The following is a 17,926-nucleotide window of genomic DNA, read 5'->3' as shown; positions in this document are numbered from 1 at the left end:
GGCACAATGCCCGTCATGGATTCGAAGGACGACACGCAGTACGAGCCGGCCGAGGGTGCGCCGCACCCGGCATCCCTGAGCCTCTTCGAGGACCGGTCCGGCACCGAGGAGGCCGACGGATCCGGATCGTCGGGGGACGCGGATGAGGCGGCCGAGGCTGCGAAGGGCGCGGGCCGCCGCAAGCGCCGTACCCGCCGGGTGCTGATCTGGTCACTCGTCGCGCTGCTGCTGGTCGCCGGCGGCTGCGCCGGCGCCGTGTACTGGACGGCGGACCACTACGCCTCCTCCGTGGACCGCATCCCGGACGCCTTCCCGACGGTCCCCGAGTCCGCACAGCCCAAGCCCGTGCCGCACAGCGGCATGACCTTCCTGCTGGTCGGCCTGGACGCCCGCTCGGACGTCGCCACCACCGGTACCGACGCCAAGGCCCCGGCCTGGAAGGTCGGCGCGGCCCGCAGCGACACCATGATGCTGCTGCACATCTCGGCCGACCGGAAGAGCGCCTCGGTGGTCTCGATAGCCCGGGACACGTGGGTCGACATCCCGGGTCACGGCAAGGCGAAGATCAACGCCGCGTACTCCTGGGGCGGCCCGGCGCTGATGATCGAAACGGTGCAGAACCTCACCAACATCCGGATCGACCACATCGCGGTGATCGACTGGAACGGCTTCCGCTCGCTCACCGACGCGGTCGGCGGCGTGGACATCACCATCCCGAAGACCATCGAGGCCCGCGGCGACGCCCGCCAGTGGGACGCCGGCGCCCACCACATGGACGGTCAGGAGGCGCTGCTCTACGTCCGCGAGCGCCACGGCCTGCCCAACGGCGACCTGGACCGGACGAAGCGTCAGCAGAACTTCCTGCGTGCCCTGATGAAGCAGACCCTCAGCTCCGGCACGCTCTCCAGCCCCGGCCGGCTCGGCGGCCTGCTGCAGAACGTCGGCGACGTGGTGAGCGTCGACAGCAAGCTGAGCAACACCGACCTGTACGACCTCGGCTGGAGCCTGCGCGGGCTGCGCGCGGACGACGTGCGGTTCATGAACGCGCCGTTCGGCGGCTTCGACACCATCAGCGGCCAGTCCGTGGTGCTCATGGACAAGGCGGCGGCCACCCCGCTCTGGGAGGCCATGCGCAACGACCGGATGGACCAGTACTTCGCCGAGCACAGGACGACCAGCGACACCCTGGGCGAGAACGTCCGGTAGTCGCCCGGTCGCTCAGGTGTCGCGCATGTCACGTACGGGGTAGGCAGGGGGAAACCCTAGAATTAGGATCTACTTAACGGTAATTAACTGAGCGATTCTTGGCGATTAGGGGCGAGCATCATGGCGGGCACCTCAGGAGCGGACTTCGATCTCTTCCGGCTCAGCGAGGAGCACGACATGCTCCGTGAGGCGGTGCGGTCGCTCGCCGAGGCGAAGATCGCTCCGTACGCGGCCGAGGTGGACGAGCAGGGCCGCTTCCCGTCCGAGGCGCTGGAGGCGCTGCAGGCCAACGACCTGCACGCGGTGCACGTCCCGGAGGAGTACGGCGGCGCGGGTGCGGACGCGCTGGCGACGGTGATCGTGATCGAGGAGGTCGCGCGGGTGTGCGCGTCCTCCTCGCTGATCCCGGCGGTCAACAAGCTGGGCTCGCTGCCGGTGCAGCTGTCCGGCTCGGAGGCGCTGAAGCAGAAGTACCTGGGTGCGCTGGCGCGCGGTGAGGGCATGTTCTCGTACTGCCTGTCGGAGCCGGACGCCGGTTCGGACGCGGCCGGGATGAAGACCCGAGCGGTGCGCGACGGTGACTTCTGGGTACTCAACGGCGTGAAGCGCTGGATCACCAACGCCGGCGTGTCGGAGTTCTACACGGTGATGGCCGTGACCGACCCGGAGAAGCGCTCGAAGGGCATCTCGGCGTTCGTGGTGGAGAAGGGCGACGAGGGCGTGTCCTTCGGCGCGCCGGAGAAGAAGCTCGGCATCAAGGGCTCGCCGACCCGCGAGGTCTACCTCGACAACGTCCGGATCCCGGCCGACCGCATGATCGGCGAGGAGGGCACCGGCTTCGCCACCGCGATGAAGACGCTGGACCACACCCGCGTCACCATCGCCGCCCAGGCGCTGGGCATCGCCCAGGGCGCCCTGGACTACGCGGCCGGGTACGTCAAGGAGCGCAAGCAGTTCGGCAAGCCGATCGGCGACTTCCAGGGCGTCCAGTTCATGCTGGCCGACATGGCGATGAAGCTGGAGGCCGCCCGCCAGCTCACCTACGCGGCCGCCGCCAAGTCCCAGCGCACCGACGCCGACCTGACCTTCTTCGGCGCCGCGGCCAAGTGCTTCGCCTCGGACGCCGCCATGGAGATCACCACCGACGCCGTCCAGCTCCTCGGCGGCTACGGCTACACCCGCGACTACCCGCTCGAGCGGATGATGCGCGACGCCAAGATCACCCAGATCTACGAGGGCACCAACCAGATCCAGCGCATCGTCATGGCCCGCAACCTGCCGTAACGCGTCGTCAGAATCCGCTGAAGCCCCCGGCGTCACCGCCGGGGGCTTCAGTCGTCTCGAGCTACTTGAAGTCGGGTACGGCCGTGTCGTTCTTGAGGGCGTCGAAGACCTGCTTGGACTTGGCCGCGTCCCACTTCACCGCCGACTCGCCGGTCGGGGTGCGGAAGTCCGCGTTGCCGATCGGGACGGTGATGCTCTTGCCGTCGCCACCGGAGACCGACTTCATCGCCAGGAAGAGCGAGCCCAGGTCGGTCAGGCCGGCGTCGTCGTCCACGATCAAGGTGCCCAGGCCCGAGCTGACCATCGGGTAGAAGGTGAACGGGTTGAGCAGGGTGGCCGGGGAGGCCGCCTGCTTGGCCAGCGCGCTCAGGAACTTCTGCTGGTTGCGCATCCGGCCCAGGTCCTGGTCGGCCATCTGGTGCCGCTGCCGGACGAAGGCCAGCGACTGGGTGCCGGTCAGGGTCTGGCAGCCCGCGTTGAGGTTGAGGCCGGAGTCCTTGTCGGAGATGGCCTTGTCGATGCACATGTCGACCCCGCCGACCGAGTCGACGATGCCCACGAAACCGGCGAAGCCGATCTCGGCATAGTGGTCGATGTGGATGCCGGTGTTGGTCTCGACGGTCTGGACCAGCAGCTTGCCGCCGCCCTTGGCGAAGGCCGCGTTGATCTTCGAGGTGGACGCCGGGACGGTCTGGCCGTTGCCGTTGGTGTTCAGGTGCGCGGGGATCTGCACCCAGGAGTCGCGCGGGATGCTCATCAGGGTGTTCCCGCCGTCACCGACGTGCAGGACCATCATCGAGTCGCTGCGCTTGCCCTCGGCGGAGCCGGTGTGCAGCGAGTCCTCCTGGGCGTCCGAGAGGCCTACACGGCTGTCCGAGCCGACGATCAGCCAGTTGGTGCCCTTCCCGGCGGCGGGCCGGCCCTGGTACGAGGTGAGCACGTTCTCGTGGTTGAGCTTGGAGTCGGCCCAGAAGTACGTGCCGATGCCCGTCACCAGCAGCGCACCGACCACCGTGAGCGCGGCCATCTTGATCTTCCGGCGGCGCGGCCAGCGCGAGCGCGCCGGCCCGGCCGGTCCGGCGGGAGGTACGGGCGCGCCCGGCCCGCCGGGGCCGGCCGGGGTCGCGGGCGGCGGGACCCGGCCGGGCTGCTGCTGCGGGTACCCGGGCTGCGCCGGCTGCGGGTACCCCGGCTGCGGCGCGTAGCCGCCCTGCGCCGTCGGCTCGGACGGCCGGCGCGGTGCGGGCGCCCCCGGCCCGCGCGGGTTGAGCTCGGGCGGCAGCGGCGGCTCGGCGGCTGCGCCGCTGCGGTACCCGCCGTTGCCCTGACCGTACGAGCTGCCGCCGCCCGGGCGGTCCTCCTGCCACGTGTTCATGTGGGGAAGGATGCCCGAAACCGGCGGCCCGCAGTACCGCGGGGGCCCTCACCAGGGGCCTTGTAGCAGATTTGATGCACGGGTCGGATGGTTCAGCCGTATGTTCACTGCTTGGAACGAACCTTGACCCGTCCGAACGCTGCGTGTTTGATGACTCGCATGGAGCAGCGAAGGATTCTCACGCGTCGGCGGCACGTCGATCTGCTGCGCGTGTCCTGCTCGCTGTGTTGTGGCTGACCGCTCGCCACCGTTCAACCCTCTCTCCCGCTGAGCCCGTGCCCGGGCCCACCCCACTTCCTCGGGGCCCGGCCGCCGCCCGCTTCCCTGCCCCGGTGCCCCTGCCCGCACCGCCCTGTCCTGAGGTGAACTCCATGGCCGTCGTCCTGTCCGTCTCCGGTTCTCCGTCCCGTACCTCCCGCACCACCCGCCTCCTGCGCCACGTCGACGCCCGCCTCACCGAGTTCGGCCACGAGGTGGTCCCCTTCGAGGTGCGCAGCCTCCCGGCCGAGGCGCTCCTCGCCGGTGACACCTCCCACCCCGAGCTGGCCCGCGCACTGGAGCTGTTCGCCCGGGCGGACGGTGTGGTGATCGGCACACCCGTCTACAAGGCCGCGTACTCGGGACTGCTGAAGACCCTGCTCGACGTGCTCCCGCAGTACGCACTGACCGGAAAGGCCGTGCTGCCGCTGGCCACCGGAGGATCCACGGCGCACGTGCTCGCGGTGGACTACGCGCTGCGCCCGGTGCTCTCCTCCATGGGGGCCGGCCACATCACCCAGGGCTGGTTCGTCCTGGACCGTCACATCGGCGTCCGGGAGGACGGCAGCACCTCCATCGAGCGCGAGACGGACGTGCTGCTCACCCCGGTCGTGGACGCCTTCGCGGCGGCGCTGGTGCGGCGCGGCGAGCGGCACGAGGAGCTGGCCGTCGCGCGCTGAACCGCCGGTCTCCGGCACCGACCCCGAGACGGATGACGGGGACCCCTAGGGGGAGGGCCCTGAACCCCGTACATCCAGAGTTGGTCGGGTTCCTCCCGGCGGATGACGATCCGTTCCCGGAGGCCTCCTAACGTGGTTCTTGCCTCACCGCGCCCGATCACCGGCGCACCGCATGGTGGGGCTGGCACCAGGTAGAAGACGGAAGTCTGCACCATGTCGGCAGACAGGTGGCTTCCGTCAGTCTTGGTGCACGGGTGGACCACAGACCTAGGAGACTCCAGTGACGACGGCAGCGACAGCCGTGCATGACCCCCAGCTTCCCGGCGGCGAGTCCGCCATCGCCGCCTCCGCTCGGCAGGTGACCAAGGCCTATGGCGCCGGGGAGACCCGGGTCACGGCGCTCGACGCCGTCGACGTCGACATCCAGCGCGGCCGGTTCACGGCGATCATGGGGCCGTCGGGCTCCGGCAAGTCGACCCTGATGCACTGCCTGGCCGGCCTCGACACGGTCTCCGAGGGCCGGATCTGGATCGGCGACACCGAGATCACCGGCCTGAAGGACAAGCAGCTGACCAAGCTGCGCCGCGACAAGATCGGCTTCATCTTCCAGGCCTTCAACCTGCTCCCCACGCTCAACGCGCTGGAGAACATCACCCTGCCGATGGACATCGCGGGCCGCAAGCCCGATGCAGCCTGGCTGGACCAGGTGGTCTCCACGGTCGGCCTGGCCGACCGGCTCAAGCACCGCCCCACGCAGCTCTCCGGCGGCCAGCAGCAGCGCGTCGCGGTGGCCCGGGCGCTGGCCGCCCGCCCCGAGATCATCTTCGGCGACGAGCCGACGGGTAACCTCGACTCCCGCTCCGGCGCCGAGGTGCTGACCTTCCTGCGCCGCTCGGTGGACGAGCTGGGCCAGACGATCGTCATGGTCACCCACGACCCGGTCGCCGCCTCGTACGCCGACCGCGTGCTCTTCCTCGCGGACGGCGTGATCGTCGACGAGATGCACGCACCGACCGCCGATTCCGTCCTCGAGCGCATGCGCCGTTTCGACGGCAAGCGCACCAGCTGAGACGGAGTCGGAAACCGATGCTGCTCAAGACCTCACTACGGAGCTTCTTCGCCCACAAGGGGCGGATGGCGCTCTCGCTGATAGCGGTTGTGCTGTCAGTCGCCTTCGTCTCCGGCACTCTGGTGTTCTCGAACACCGCCACCAGCACCTTCGACAAGCTCTTCGCCTCCACCGCCTCCGACATCTCCGTCCAGCAGGAGAAGCCCAAGATCGGCGGTGACGACGACAACCGCCAGCAGGGCAAGGCCGCCACCATCCCGGTCGCCACGGCCCAGAAGATGGCCACCCAGCCCGGCGTGAAGACGGCGGTGGGCGAGGTCTTCGTCCAGAACGCCGTCCTGGTCAACCCGGCCACCAACAAGCAGGTCGGGCCGACCACCGGCGCCCCGGTCATCACCGGGAACTGGGTGGAGACCCCGCGCAACTCGCTGGAGATCACCTCGGGCCACGTCCCGCAGGGCCCCGACCAGATCGTGCTGGACGCCGACACCGCGAAGAAGTCGGGCCTCGGCCTCGGCAGCGGCCTGCGGGTGATCACCCCCGGCGGCAGGTACGACTTCACCATCGCCGGTATCGCCACCTTCAAGACCACCAACCCCGGCGCGGCGCTCGCCTTCGTGGACACCGCCACCGCGCAGAAGGACCTGATCGGGGAGACCGCCTACACCTCCGTCGAGGTCTACGGCGACGGCACCAGGAGCAACGACGAGCTCAAGGCGCAGGCCCTGAGCACGCTCGGCAGCGGGTACCAGGTGAAGACCGCCGAGGAGCAGAAGGCCGAGGGCAACAAGGACGTCGGCTCCTTCCTCAACTTCATGAAGTACGCCATGCTCGGCTTCGCCGGCATCTCGTTGCTGGTCGGCGGCTTCCTGATCATCAACACCTTCTCCATGCTGGTCGCCCAGCGCACCCGCGAGATCGGGCTGCTGCGCGCCATCGGCGGCAGCCGCCGGCAGGTCAACCGGTCGGTGCTGGTCGAGGCCCTGATCCTCGGCGTGCTCGGATCCACCCTCGGCCTCGGCGCCGGGCTCGGTCTCGCCATGGGGCTGATCCAGCTGATGAAGGCCGTCGGGATGAACCTCTCCGCCACCGAGCTGCAGATCGGGGCGAACGTCCCGATCGCCGCGTACTCGGTCGGCGTCGTGATCACCGTCCTGGCCGCCTGGATCCCGGCCCGCCGGGCCAGCCGGATCTCGCCGATGGCCGCCCTGCGCGACCACGGCACGCCCAGCGAGGCCAAGGCCAACCGCATCCGCGCCGCGATCGGGATCGTGCTGACGGGCGGCGGGGCGGCTCTGCTGGTCGCCGCGGCCAACGCGGCGAAGGCCGGCACCGGCGGGCAGCTGCTGGGCCTGGGCGTGCTGCTCACCCTGGTCGGCTTCGTGGTCGTCGGCCCGCTGCTGGCCACCACCGTGGTCCGGGTGCTCGGTGCGCTGCTCCCGGCGCTGTTCGGCCCGTCCGGCAGGCTCGCCCAGCGCAACGCCATGCGGAACCCGCGCCGTACTGGAGCCACCGCGGCCGCGCTGATGATCGGCCTGGCGCTGGTGATCGGGGCCTCGGTCTTCACCTCGTCCACGATCGGCTCGACCAACGCCCAGATCGACAAGTCGGTCGGCGCGGACTACATCGTCGCCGGAGGCCGTACCGGCCTCACCCAGGAGATGGTGAACGCCGCGAAGTCCACCCCGGGCCTGGCCCACGTCACCGAGCAGAAGTTCGTCCCGGCCGTCCTCACCACGCCGGACGGCAAGACCACCGAGGCCGGGGTCACGGCCGTGTCGCCGACCTTCGTGGACGACTTCCGGCTGCCCGTCACGGCGGGCAAGGCCGAGTCGGTCAACCAGGGCTCGATCTCGGTCGGCCAGGACTTCGCCAAGGACCACAACCTCTCGGTCGGCGACAAGATCGCCGTCGACTACGGGCGGGGTCACCAGCAGTCCCTCCCGATCGGCGTGATCACCACCAAGGGGAACTCGCTCTTCGACGGCAACTACTTCACCGGGATCGACACGGTCTCCAAGGCCGTCCCGGCGGCGGACCTGCCGCTCGACGCGGCGGTGTTCGGCAAGGCCTCGCCCGGTGCGGACGTCGCCAAGACCCTCACCTCGCTGCAGGACTCCCTCAAGGAGTACCCGCAGCTGACGGTGAAGGACCAGGCCGGTTACAAGGACCTCGTGCAGAGCCAGGTCAACACCCTGCTCTACATGATCTACGGCCTGCTCGGCCTGGCGATCGTGGTCGCGGTGCTCGGTGTGGTCAACACCCTGGCGCTGTCGGTGGTCGAGCGCACCCGGGAGATCGGGCTGCTGCGGGCGATCGGCCTGTCGCGCCGTCAGCTGCGGCGCATGATCCGGCTCGAGTCCGTGGTCATCGCTCTCTTCGGCGCCATCCTCGGCACCGGCCTGGGCCTGGCCTGGGGCGTGACCGGGCAGCGGGTGCTGGCGAGCCAGGGCCTGGACACCCTGTCCATCCCGACCGGGACGATCATCACCACCCTGGTGGCCTCGGTGGTCATCGGACTGCTGGCGGCCCTCCTCCCGGCCTTCCGGGCCGGCCGGATGAACGTCCTCGCCGCCATCGCGACGGACTGACCCAGCAGCACCACGGAGGGGGCCGGGCGCACAGTGCGCCCGGCCCCCTCCGTGCTGTCACGGGCAGCTGATCTCCTCGCCCGTGGCGGCCGTGACAGCGGGGGCGGGGGTGGCGGAGACCGAGGCGGAGGCCGAGGGGGCAGTGGGGGCAGTGGCCGAAGGCGCCGGGCTCGTGGCCTGGACCGCCGTCACCCCGAGGTAGTCGCTGCCGGCGATCACCTGCATGGTCGCGCCCAGTCCCGGCAGCTGGACCACCTCCGCGCCCGGCAGCGCGGCCGCCAGGGTCTTGACCGACTCGTCCCAGCGAGGGTCGTAGCGGATGACCGTACGGGCGGTGCTGCTTCCCCCCGCGTTGGACGGCGTACCGGTGGTGGCGAACCCGGCCTTGCGCAGGTCACCGTCCACCCTGGCCCCCAGACCGACCGTGCCGGCACCGTTGAGCACCTGCACATGGATCTGCCCCGGCGGTACGGAGCCGGTCGGCGCCGCAGACCCCGACGCCGAGGCGGACGCGCCGGCCGGGCCGGCTGTGCCCGGCGGGTGGCCGGTGAGCGGGCGGCCCGCCCGTACGGCGTCGAAGAGCGCCTTGGCGCCGCGCTCGTCCCAGCGCACGGTGGAGCCCCATCCGCTGACCTGGTAGTCGACGTCGGAGATGGGGACGGTGGCGAAGTCGGCGTTGGCTGCCGAGAGGTCCTTCATCCGGGTGGCCAGCGTGACCAGGTCGTCGGTGGACAGCTCCTTGTCGGCCTTGACCGACTTCAGCACGCTGTCGAGGACCTTGCTGAGCCTGGCGGGGTTGAGCAGGGTGCCGCTGCCGGTCGCCTGGTGCAGCAGCTGGGCGAGGAACTTCTGCTGGCGGTGCATCCGGCCGAGGTCCGAGCTGGCGTCCACATGCCGGGCCCGGACGTACCTGAGCGCACCGGCGCCGTCGAGCTTGGTGGTGCCGGCCGGCAGATCGAGGCCCGAGTAGTCGTCCTTGAGCGGCCTGCTGGTGCAGACCTCGACGCCGCCCAGGGCGTCCACGGTGGAGACGAAGCTGAGGAAGTTGACCTGGAGGTAGTGGTCGATCCGCAGGCCGGTGTTCTGCTCCACGGTGCGGACGGTCAGCGGGGCGCCGCCCATCCCGTAGGCCGCGTTGATCTTGCCCTTGGCGGCCGGGACCTGCCTGCGGGTGGCCGGGTCCTGGTGGGCCGGGATGGTCACATAGGAGTCGCGCGGGATGCTGACCACGCTCGCCCGGCCGCCGTCCTTGGCGAGCTGGATGATCATCATGGTGTCGGTGCAGTGGCAGGACTCGCCGCCCGCGTGCAGCACGTTCTTGAGGGTGTCCTCCGGGATGCCCTCGCGGTCGTCCGTCCCGACCACCAGGAAGGTGGTCACCCCGTCGTCGGCCGGGCGGTCGCGCCCGTCGCCGAAGGCGTCGACCCGGTCGATCGAGTCGCCGACGCCGTTGAGCACCACCCAGCCGCCGCACGAGGTGGCAAGGATCGACAGCGAGACGGCGCCGGCCAGCCACAGACCCCAGCGGCGGCGAGGTCCTGGAGCGACTGGGCGCTTGGCGGAGGAGGGCATCTCTCGGATGGTAAGCGCGCCACAGGGCGGCCGGGCGAGGGCGCGCCGTGGTGGGCGCCGGGTCGCCGAATCGTTCCTCCAGGGCTGCGGCACCGGCCCGCAGCGCTTGCGGCAGGCACCCGCAGCGGCTGCGGCGGGGACGCTCAGCGGCTGCCGCCGGGACCCGAACCTGACAACGGGCGGCGGCCGCCGGTACGGTTGGCCCCGATGAACACCAAGGCTGCTGAGGAGCTGCCGGCGGTCTCCGTGATCATGCCGGTGCTCAACGAGGAACGTCACCTTCGCACCGCCGTCCGGCACATCCTGGAACAGGAGTACGCGGGCGGTCTGGAGGTGGTGATCGCGCTCGGCCCCTCCACCGACCGGACCGACGAGATCGCCGCCGAGCTGGTCGCCGAGGACCCCCGGGTCCGTACGGTGCCCAATCCGACCGGCCGCACCCCGGCAGGCCTGAACGCGGCGATCCGCGGCTCCAGTCACCCGATAGTGGTACGGGTCGACGGCCACGGCCTGCTCACCCCCGGCTACATCACGACGGCCGTCCGGCTGCTCAGCGAGATGGAGGCGGCCAACGTCGGCGGCATCATGCACGCCGAGGGCGAGACCGAGTGGGAGCACGCGGTCGCGGCCGCGATGACCTCCAAGATCGGCGTCGGCAACGCGGCCTTCCACACCGGCGGTCTGGCCGGCCCGGCGGAGACGGTGTACCTCGGCGTGTTCCGCCGCGAGGTGCTGGAGAAGCAGGGCGGCTACAACGAGGAGTTCATCCGCGCCCAGGACTGGGAGCTGAACTACCGCATCCGCCAGGACGGCGGCCTGATCTGGTTCACCCCGCAGCTCAAGGTGACCTACCGGCCCCGGCCCAGCGTGCGGGCGCTTGCGAAGCAGTACAAGGACTACGGCCGCTGGCGCCGGGTCGTCACCCGCTACCACCGCGGCTCGGTCAACCTGCGCTACCTGGCCCCGCCGGCCGCGCTGCTCGGCGTCCTGGCCGGTCTGGTGCTGGGCGCCGTGGTGCACCCTGCCTTCCTCGTGCTGCCCGGTGGCTACCTGCTCGGCATCCTCGGCGGTTCGGTGGTCGAGGGCCGCTCGCTGTCGGCCAAGGCCCGCGTCCAGCTGCCGCTGGTACTCGCCACCATGCACCTGAGCTGGGGATTCGGCTTCCTGACCTCGCCGCGCTCGCTTGCTCGCCGGGTGATCAACAGCACCGCTCCGGCACCGATGACCCAGGCGGCGGAGACCAACTAGCCCGTAAGGCACCGCACCCGGGGCCTCCGCCGCTATCTTCGGCGCCATGGGGATTCCTGAGGGGGCATCAGTGCGGTCCGGCGTCCGGATCGAGCCGAGCGCCGATGTGGACGAACGGGCCGTGATCGGCCGCGGCAGCACGGTCTGGCACCTCGCCCAGGTGCGCGAGGGCGCAGAGGTCGGCGCCGAGTGCATCATCGGGCGCGGCGCGTACGTCGGGCCGGGCGTGCGCATCGGCGACCGAGTGAAGGTGCAGAACCACGCGCTGGTGTACGAGCCGGCGGTGGTCGAGGACGGGGTCTTCATCGGCCCGGCGGCCGTGCTGACCAACGACCTCTACCCGCGCTCGGTCGATGTGGACGGCAAGCTCAAGCGTGGCGAGGACTGGCACGCCCAGGGGGTGACGCTCCGTCAGGGCTGCTCGATCGGCGGCCGGGCGGTGCTGGTGGCGGGGGTGACGGTGGGCCGCTGGGCGCTGGTCGCGGCCGGAGCGGTGGTCCACCGGGACGTCCCCGACTTCGCGCTGGTGGCCGGCGTCCCCGCCCGGCGGATCAAGTGGGTCGGCCGGGCCGGCGAGCCCCTGGAGGACGCCGGTGGCGGGTGCTGGCGCTGCCCGCGCACGGGTGAGGAGTACGTCGAGTCCGACGGCCTCCTGTCCCCGGCTCGGTAGGCAGGCAACCGATCAGTTCTGGGCATCCCAGGGGCGTGGGGAACTGCGCGAGTTCGGAAGGCAACGACCTGCGCCCTTCCGGTTTCGCGCAGTTCTCCCCCAGCCTTCGGCCGGGAGGTGCCCCCACGCGCCCCTGTTGTGGTTGCTCGCCTGCCTGGGACTCAGTAGGTGTATATCCGGCCCTGCGGGTTGACCGTCATGCAGCTGTGCTCGTTGTCCGCGGTGTCGGCCTCGGCGGACTTGGGCAGCCCGGTCGGCGCGCTCGAGGCACCGTCCGAGGCGGTGCCCGCACCGGTGAAGGTGGTGCCGCTGGTCCAGTCGGCGCCGATCACCAGGGTCAGCGTCTTGCCGGTGCCGGACTGCTTGAGCGCACTGCTCGGCAGCTTCAGCGCGGCGGCCACCGCCTGCGCCTGGACGAGCTGGCCGCTGCCGTACGTCAGCTGGGTGGTGTCGCGGGTGCCGCCACCGGCGATGGCCTTGGCCTGGGTGAAGCCGGCGGTGACCAGCGCGTCCGCGACCTCGGTCGCCCGCTTCTCGGCGCCGGAGCCGTTCTGGACGGTGATGGCGATCGCGTCCTTGGCCAGCTCCCGGATCGGCGCGGCTGCCGTCGTGGCGCCGCCCGACGGGGTGGCGGCGGCGGACGCGGAGGCCGAGGCGCCGGCCGCGGGCTTGGCGCCCTTGCCGTCCAGCGGGGTGTCGGCCAGCAGCATCTTCCAGATCTGGTCGGTGTCGGGCTGCTTGAGGACCAGTCGGTTCTCGTCCTTGGGGGCGGTCAGCACCGGGACGGTGAGCGTGGTGGTCCGCTCGGTGGGCACCTTGCGCAGGTCGCCGCCGAGGTCGTAGAGCTTCTTGATGTCGGCGATCGGCTTGTCCACGCTGAGGGACTTGGTCGCGGCCTCGGCCAGCGTCATCAGCTTTCCGGGGTCGGAGAGCGAGCCGTTGCTCTTCAGCTGACGGATCATCGCGCTGAGGTACATGTGCTGGGCCTGGGTGCGTCCGAGGTCCGAGCCCCAGGCGTCGCGCATCCGCAGCCACTTGAGGGCGTCCTCGCCCTTCACGTACGTGGTGCCCTTGGGCAGCTTGAGGTTGGTGCCGCCGTGCCCCGGCTGGTACCGGTCGTACATGTTCATGTTGACGCAGACCGGGACCCCGCCGACCGCGTCGGCCATGTTCACCACGCCGGCGAAGTCGACCATCATGTAGTGGTCGATCTCCAGGCCGGTCAGCTTGATCCAGGTGCCGACGACGCAGCCGGGGCCGCCGTGGGTGAGGGCCTCGTTGATCATGACGTTGTGGCCGGCCGGGAAGGTCTGCTTGCCGTCCTCGCTGCGGCAGGCCGGGATGTCGACCAGGGTGTCACGCGGGATGCTGATCATGGAGGCGTTGCTGCGGTCCGCCGAGACGTGCAGCAGCATCTGAACATCTGCCAGCCCCGGCCGGTTGGCGTCGTCCGCGGCCCCGCCGAGGGCGATGTTGGCGGCCGAGCCGCGGCTGTCGGTGCCGATCATCAGGATGTTCAGCGGGGTCTGGCCCGCCGCGTTGGGCTCGGTACGGGCACCCTTGGCGTCGCTCAGGTTCTTCGAACCGGACTGGATGTTGCCGTTCAGGTGTTGGTAGTACAGGTATGCCGCACCGCAACCGGCCACCATGGTGAGCCCGAGGGTGATGGCGATCGGTGCCACCCAGCGGCGCCAGCCGGTCTTGCGCTTACGGCGGCCGCCGCCGCGCCGGGCCTCCTGCCGGGCTGCGGCGCGGCCGCCGGGTATCGGTTCGGCACCGGTCGCGGTCATGCTGCCGGGTATCGGCTCGACATCGGTCATGGCTGGTCCCCCGCCTCTCGTGATCGGGCCCCCGTCGGCCACCTGTTCGGGAACCTACCTGAGATCACGGCCTGAACCAGAATTTGTTACGTAACCAGAACGGTTATGGAAAGGAAGTTTGACGCCCTGTCGACCATTCGGTTACTTGGCGCACAGATCGGTGTCGTCCGCCTGGACCCGCTGGAGATCCTTCGGCGGCTCGGTCGGTACGGCCGACGGGGTTCCGGAGCCCGTGAAGTCCTTGCCGAGCACCACCACCAACGAGTCCTTCGACCCGAGCTGGGAGCTCTCCTGCGCGGCACTCGCCGGGAGGCCGAGCGCCGCCGCGAGCGCGGCCGCCTGGTCGGCGTGGCCGGCCGGGTACGAGATCGAGCTGGTGGCCGCCTGTTCGGCATCGCGGCCGGGAGTGGCCCGGGTGAAGCCCTTGCCCTGCAGCGCGGTGGTGGCCTTGGCTGCCTGCCCGCTGCTCCCGGTGCCGTTGCGGACGGTCACGCGGACGTCCTTCGGCTCTATCTGCGGGGCGCTGGGGGAGGGCGTCGGCGTGGGCGTCGGCGCCGCCGCCGTCGGGGCGTCGGACGGAGTCGCCACCGCGGTCAGCGACTTGTCGCCGGCGATCATCGCGAACAGCTGGGCCGCGTCGGTCGGCTTGAGGATCAGCCGGTCCTTGTCCTTGGGATCGTCCAGCACCGGCACGGTGGTGAAGGTGATGTTCTTGGTGTTGACCTTGCTCAGGTCCAGCGCCAGGTCCTTGAGCTTGTCAGGGCTCTTGATCTTGGAGTCCACCGTGAGCGCCTTGGTGGCCGCATCGGCCAGCTTCCAGAGCTTGGTCGGGCTGGTCAGGGTGTCGCTGCTCTTCATCTTGCGGATCATCGAGCTGATGAACTGCTGCTGCAGCGGGATGCGGGTCAGGTCGCCGCCGAAGCCCACCGCGTGGCGCGTCCGGACGAAGGCCAGTGCCTCGTCGCCCTGCACCAGGTGCTTGCCCTTGCTCATGTTCAGATGGGAGTCGGGGTCGTGGATTTCGTGGGCCGCGCAGACCTCCACGCCCCCGACCGCCGCCGAAAGGGTCTTCACCGCCTCGAAGTTGACCATCATGAAGTGGTCGATGTGAACCTTCGTCATGGCCTCGACGGTGAGCCAGGTGCAGCCGGGGTCGCGGCCGTCCTGGCCGAGGCTGGTGTTGAACATCGCCCGGGCCTGGCCGGGGATCTTCTTGGTGCCGGTCGTGCACTCCGGGATCGGCACCATCAGGTCACGCGGGATGCTCATCACCGTCGCGTTGCTGCGGTCCTTGGCGATGTGGAACAGGAGGGTGGTGTCGGCGTGCCCGACGCTGCCCTCGTCGCCGTACTCGCGGCCGAGGCCGGCCCGGCTGTCGGTACCGATCACCAGGATGTTCATCGCGCCGGCCACGGCCTGCGGTCGGTTCGCGTCATCGCCGACGTTCACGTCGACGGAGGAGATGTTCCCGCTGAAGTGCTGGTAGACGTAGTACGCACCGCCGCAGGTGGCGACCAGCAGCACGGCGGCCGAGCCGGCGGTCCACTTGAGGGCCCGCCGACGGCCTCCGCCCTTGGTCCGCACGCTGCGGCGGCGGGCGGCGCGTCCCCCGGACGGCGCCGGTGCGGGTTCGGCCGCCCTGGGGCGGGGCACCGCAGGCCGCTGCTCCGGGTCCAGGTCCAGTCGGAACTCCCCGGTCGCGGGGTCGAGCACCCACTGGTCGGCCGGGTCGACCTCCTGCGGGGTCTCGTTCGAGACGCTGCTCCTGTGCCGATGTCCGCTGTTCACCCCGGACACCCTAGACGAGCTTCCGTGATGCTCCGGCAATGTTGTGACCGGAGCCACGGTGACAGTCCATGGCAAAGCCGGGCAAATCCAGCGCCCCGTCTTCACGGAATGCGCGCATCGTACGAGGGGGCAGGCGGTCCCGCTCCGCTCTCAGTGCATGGTCCCGCTCCGCTCTCAGTGCATGGTGCAGACGTCCTGGTTCGCGGTGCGGCCCTCCAGGGTCGGCCCTGCCGCGGGGATCCCGCTGCCGGCGGGCGACGGTGAGAGCGAGGGCGACGGAGAGGGGCTCGCGGTCGAGGCATCGGGGGCGTCCGTCGCGTCGTCCGCCGCCCGTGTGGCGCTCGCGCCCGCTTCCACCGCGCCGCCGGGAGGGCGGCTCGGCGACGTGGAGGCGGAGGCAGCGGCGGAGGCAGAGGCTGAAGCGGTCCCGTACGGCTGGACCGTCACCGTCCGGTCCGCGCGCAGTGCGGCGAAGAGCTGGTCGGTCTGCGGTTGGACCAGCTGGTCGCGGTCCCAGTTCCCCGGGTACGGGCGGCGCGGCGTGGTGAGGAAGGCCACGTTCTCGGACGGCATCGAGCGCAGGTCCTGGGCCAGGTCGTACAGGGCGCCGAGGCTGCTCAGGCCTGCGTCGGCCGTGATCGAGGAGGTCGCGGCGTTCAGCAGCGGCCACAGCCTGGCGGGGTTGAGCAGCACCCCTTGCGACTGCACCTTGCGGATCAGCGAGGCCAGGAACTGCTGCTGACGCCCCATCCGATCGGTGTCGCTGCCGTTCCCGAGCGTCTCGCGGACCCGGACGTACCCGAGTGCCTGCTCGCCGGTCAGGTTCTGCCGCCCGGCGGGCAGGTCGAGCCGGGCGTCCTTGTCGTGGATCGCCTGGGGCACGCAGACCTCCACACCGTCCACCGCGTCCACCATCCTCTTGAAGCCGGTGAAGTCCAGGATCAGGTGGTGGTCGACCCGGATCCCGCTGAGCTTCTCCACGGTGCGGATGGTGCAGGCCGGGCCGGCCAGCTCGAAGGCCCAGTTGAACTGGACGAACCGGGCCTGCGAGCGGGTGCCGTCCGGCAGTTGGCAGGGCGGCACGTTGACCATCGCGTCGCGCGGGATGCTCACCGCCGTGGCGTGCCGTCGGTCGCCCGCCAGGTGGAGCAGGATCGTGGTGTCCGAACGCCGGCCGCTCGCATAGCCGTACGCGCCGTTGGCGCCGCTGCGGTCGTCGCTGCCGATCAGCAGGATGTTCTCGGCGTTCTGCGTGCCGGGGGTCCGGCCCGGCCGGTCCGACTCGTCGTGCTGCAGCAGGGCGCCCGTCGTGGTGTCGGTCTCGAGGTTGCCGTCCAGCTTGCGGTACGCGACCCAGGCCAGCACACCCCCGGTGAGCAGGAAGAAGGCCAGGACGCCCGCCGTCACCAGCAGGAAGCGGCGGCGCCCCCCGCCTCGGGAGGTCGGGGGGCGCGCGCTGTCGTCGTCGTCCTCGGCCATGACGGGGATTCCTACCCGTCCGGACGCCCGGGCCTGGTCAGCCGAGGCGCAGAGTCACCCGTTCGGAGTCGATCCGCTTCTCCCACTGATCGGCCGTCAGCTCGCCGGAGTTCCGGCAGAGCACCACCGAGGCGCCGGCCGCCAGCGGGGCCAGCAGCCCGGCCTCCAGACCGGTCCAGTCGTCGTACGAGAGCGTGCTCAGCACGCGGCTGCCGGTGTCGAGCCCGAGTCGCAGCGCGCCCTCGCGGGCCAGCTGGACGGTCTGCTCGCCCGTCAGCTTGAGCGGCAGCCCGTCCACCGTGGTCTCCAGTGCCGGGGACTGCGGGTCGACGGGGGAGTAGGGCGCGAAGCGGTCGCCCTGGCCGGGCACCTCGGCCGCGTAGTCCAGGAAGCCCTCCGGGCGCTGCGGGAAGCGGCCGCCCAGCGGGCGCAGTGCGAGGGCCACCCGTTCGCCGGAGCAGGCCTGAGCGGCCTCGAGGCCGTCCGGGCCGCTGATCACGAGATCGGCCTCGGCCGGATCGCCGCCCGGTACCGCCGTCACGCCCACCGACCAGCAGGCCAGTAGCCAGACGGCGCTCTGCCAGTGCGCGGGGAGGAGGAGGGCGGCCCGGTCGTCGGGGCCGGCGTTGAGCTCGTCCTGCAGCAGATTGGCGGTCTTGGCGACCCAGTTGTCGAAGGTCTTGGCGGAGAGTTCGACTCTCTCGCCGGTCGCGTCGTCGTAGAACGTGATCAGGGGACGTGAGGGATCCGCATCGGGAGCCCCGGCGCGCAGGTATGCGTGCAGCAGCTCAGCGGGGGTGCGGGCGTCGGCAGCGAATGGCGCAGTCATGGTGCGGTCCAGCCTACGACCTTCGGACCGGCCCCCGGGAGGGGAGGCGGCACCTCG

General features: G+C 70.8%; 13 protein-coding genes. 7 read left to right on the top strand and 6 right to left on the bottom strand.

Translation table 11 applies throughout. The annotated features are described in order from the left end of the window. Nucleotides 1–15: 15 nt before the first annotated feature. Nucleotides 16–1,206 (top strand): LCP family protein, encoded by a 1,191-nt coding sequence (locus FB465_RS13120; RefSeq protein WP_145790505.1) that lies wholly within the window; start codon nucleotides 16–18, stop codon nucleotides 1,204–1,206. Between the two features lie 120 nt (nucleotides 1,207–1,326). Beyond that, nucleotides 1,327–2,490 carry an acyl-CoA dehydrogenase family protein gene (locus tag FB465_RS13115; RefSeq protein ID WP_145790503.1) on the top strand — a complete coding sequence of 388 codons (1,164 nt, stop codon included), beginning with the start codon at nucleotides 1,327–1,329 and terminating at the stop codon, nucleotides 2,488–2,490. 61 nt (nucleotides 2,491–2,551) lie between these two features. On the opposite strand, the gene FB465_RS13110 is transcribed toward FB465_RS13115, so the two are convergent. Then, on the bottom strand, nucleotides 2,552–3,865 hold the full coding sequence (locus tag FB465_RS13110; RefSeq protein ID WP_145790501.1) for an LCP family protein: 1,314 nt from the start codon (nucleotides 3,863–3,865) through the stop codon (nucleotides 2,552–2,554). A 371-nt stretch (nucleotides 3,866–4,236) separates the two neighbouring features. Between FB465_RS13110 and ssuE the strand changes: the two genes are divergently transcribed. The 3 genes from ssuE to FB465_RS13095 all read left to right on the top strand — a co-directional run bounded on the left by ssuE (nucleotide 4,237) and on the right by FB465_RS13095 (nucleotide 8,463). Continuing rightward, the gene (gene ssuE / locus FB465_RS13105) at nucleotides 4,237–4,803 is read left to right on the top strand and encodes an NADPH-dependent FMN reductase (RefSeq protein WP_145790499.1); all 567 of its coding nucleotides are present in this window, start codon (nucleotides 4,237–4,239) and stop codon (nucleotides 4,801–4,803) included. Nucleotides 4,804–5,083: 280 nt separating this feature from the next. Further along, nucleotides 5,084–5,872 (top strand): ABC transporter ATP-binding protein, encoded by a 789-nt coding sequence (locus tag FB465_RS13100; RefSeq protein ID WP_425461170.1) that lies wholly within the window; start codon nucleotides 5,084–5,086, stop codon nucleotides 5,870–5,872. A 17-nt stretch (nucleotides 5,873–5,889) separates the two neighbouring features. Beyond that, nucleotides 5,890–8,463 carry an ABC transporter permease gene (locus tag FB465_RS13095; RefSeq protein WP_145790497.1) on the top strand — a complete coding sequence of 858 codons (2,574 nt, stop codon included), beginning with the start codon at nucleotides 5,890–5,892 and terminating at the stop codon, nucleotides 8,461–8,463. A 57-nt stretch (nucleotides 8,464–8,520) separates the two neighbouring features. Here the strand turns inward: FB465_RS13095 and FB465_RS13090 are convergent, their stop codons facing one another. After that, nucleotides 8,521–10,035, bottom strand: a complete 1,515-nt coding sequence (locus FB465_RS13090; RefSeq protein WP_145790495.1) for an LCP family protein — start codon at nucleotides 10,033–10,035, stop codon at nucleotides 8,521–8,523. A 207-nt stretch (nucleotides 10,036–10,242) separates the two neighbouring features. Here FB465_RS13090 and FB465_RS13085 point away from each other — a divergent pair, with 207 nt between their 5' ends. Together FB465_RS13085 and FB465_RS13080 are read left to right on the top strand one after the other, a co-directional pair. Continuing rightward, on the top strand, nucleotides 10,243–11,283 hold the full coding sequence (locus FB465_RS13085) for a glycosyltransferase family 2 protein (RefSeq protein ID WP_145790493.1): 1,041 nt from the start codon (nucleotides 10,243–10,245) through the stop codon (nucleotides 11,281–11,283). 46 nt (nucleotides 11,284–11,329) lie between these two features. Then, a complete protein-coding gene (locus FB465_RS13080) occupies nucleotides 11,330–11,953 on the top strand; it encodes an acyltransferase (protein WP_145790491.1) in 624 nt (207 codons plus the stop codon). 161 nt (nucleotides 11,954–12,114) lie between these two features. Here the strand turns inward: FB465_RS13080 and FB465_RS13075 are convergent, their stop codons facing one another. The 4 genes from FB465_RS13075 to FB465_RS13060 form a co-directional block, all read right to left on the bottom strand. Beyond that, nucleotides 12,115–13,773: an LCP family protein gene (locus tag FB465_RS13075; protein WP_145790489.1), complete on the bottom strand. Its 1,659-nt coding sequence runs from the start codon at nucleotides 13,771–13,773 to the stop codon at nucleotides 12,115–12,117. Between the two features lie 141 nt (nucleotides 13,774–13,914). Next, on the bottom strand, nucleotides 13,915–15,561 hold the full coding sequence (locus FB465_RS13070) for an LCP family protein (protein ID WP_145790487.1): 1,647 nt from the start codon (nucleotides 15,559–15,561) through the stop codon (nucleotides 13,915–13,917). A 174-nt stretch (nucleotides 15,562–15,735) separates the two neighbouring features. After that, nucleotides 15,736–17,040 carry an LCP family protein gene (locus FB465_RS13065; RefSeq protein WP_145790485.1) on the bottom strand — a complete coding sequence of 435 codons (1,305 nt, stop codon included), beginning with the start codon at nucleotides 17,038–17,040 and terminating at the stop codon, nucleotides 15,736–15,738. Nucleotides 17,041–17,077: 37 nt separating this feature from the next. After that, nucleotides 17,078–17,869, bottom strand: coding sequence for a TIGR03089 family protein (locus tag FB465_RS13060; protein WP_145790483.1), 792 nt, complete (start codon nucleotides 17,867–17,869; stop codon nucleotides 17,078–17,080). Nucleotides 17,870–17,926: the final 57 nt, after the last annotated feature.

It is taken from the genome of Kitasatospora atroaurantiaca (assembly GCF_007828955.1).
Classification (GTDB): domain Bacteria; phylum Actinomycetota; class Actinomycetes; order Streptomycetales; family Streptomycetaceae; genus Kitasatospora; species Kitasatospora atroaurantiaca.
This window is presented reverse-complemented; position numbering and strand designations above follow the sequence as displayed.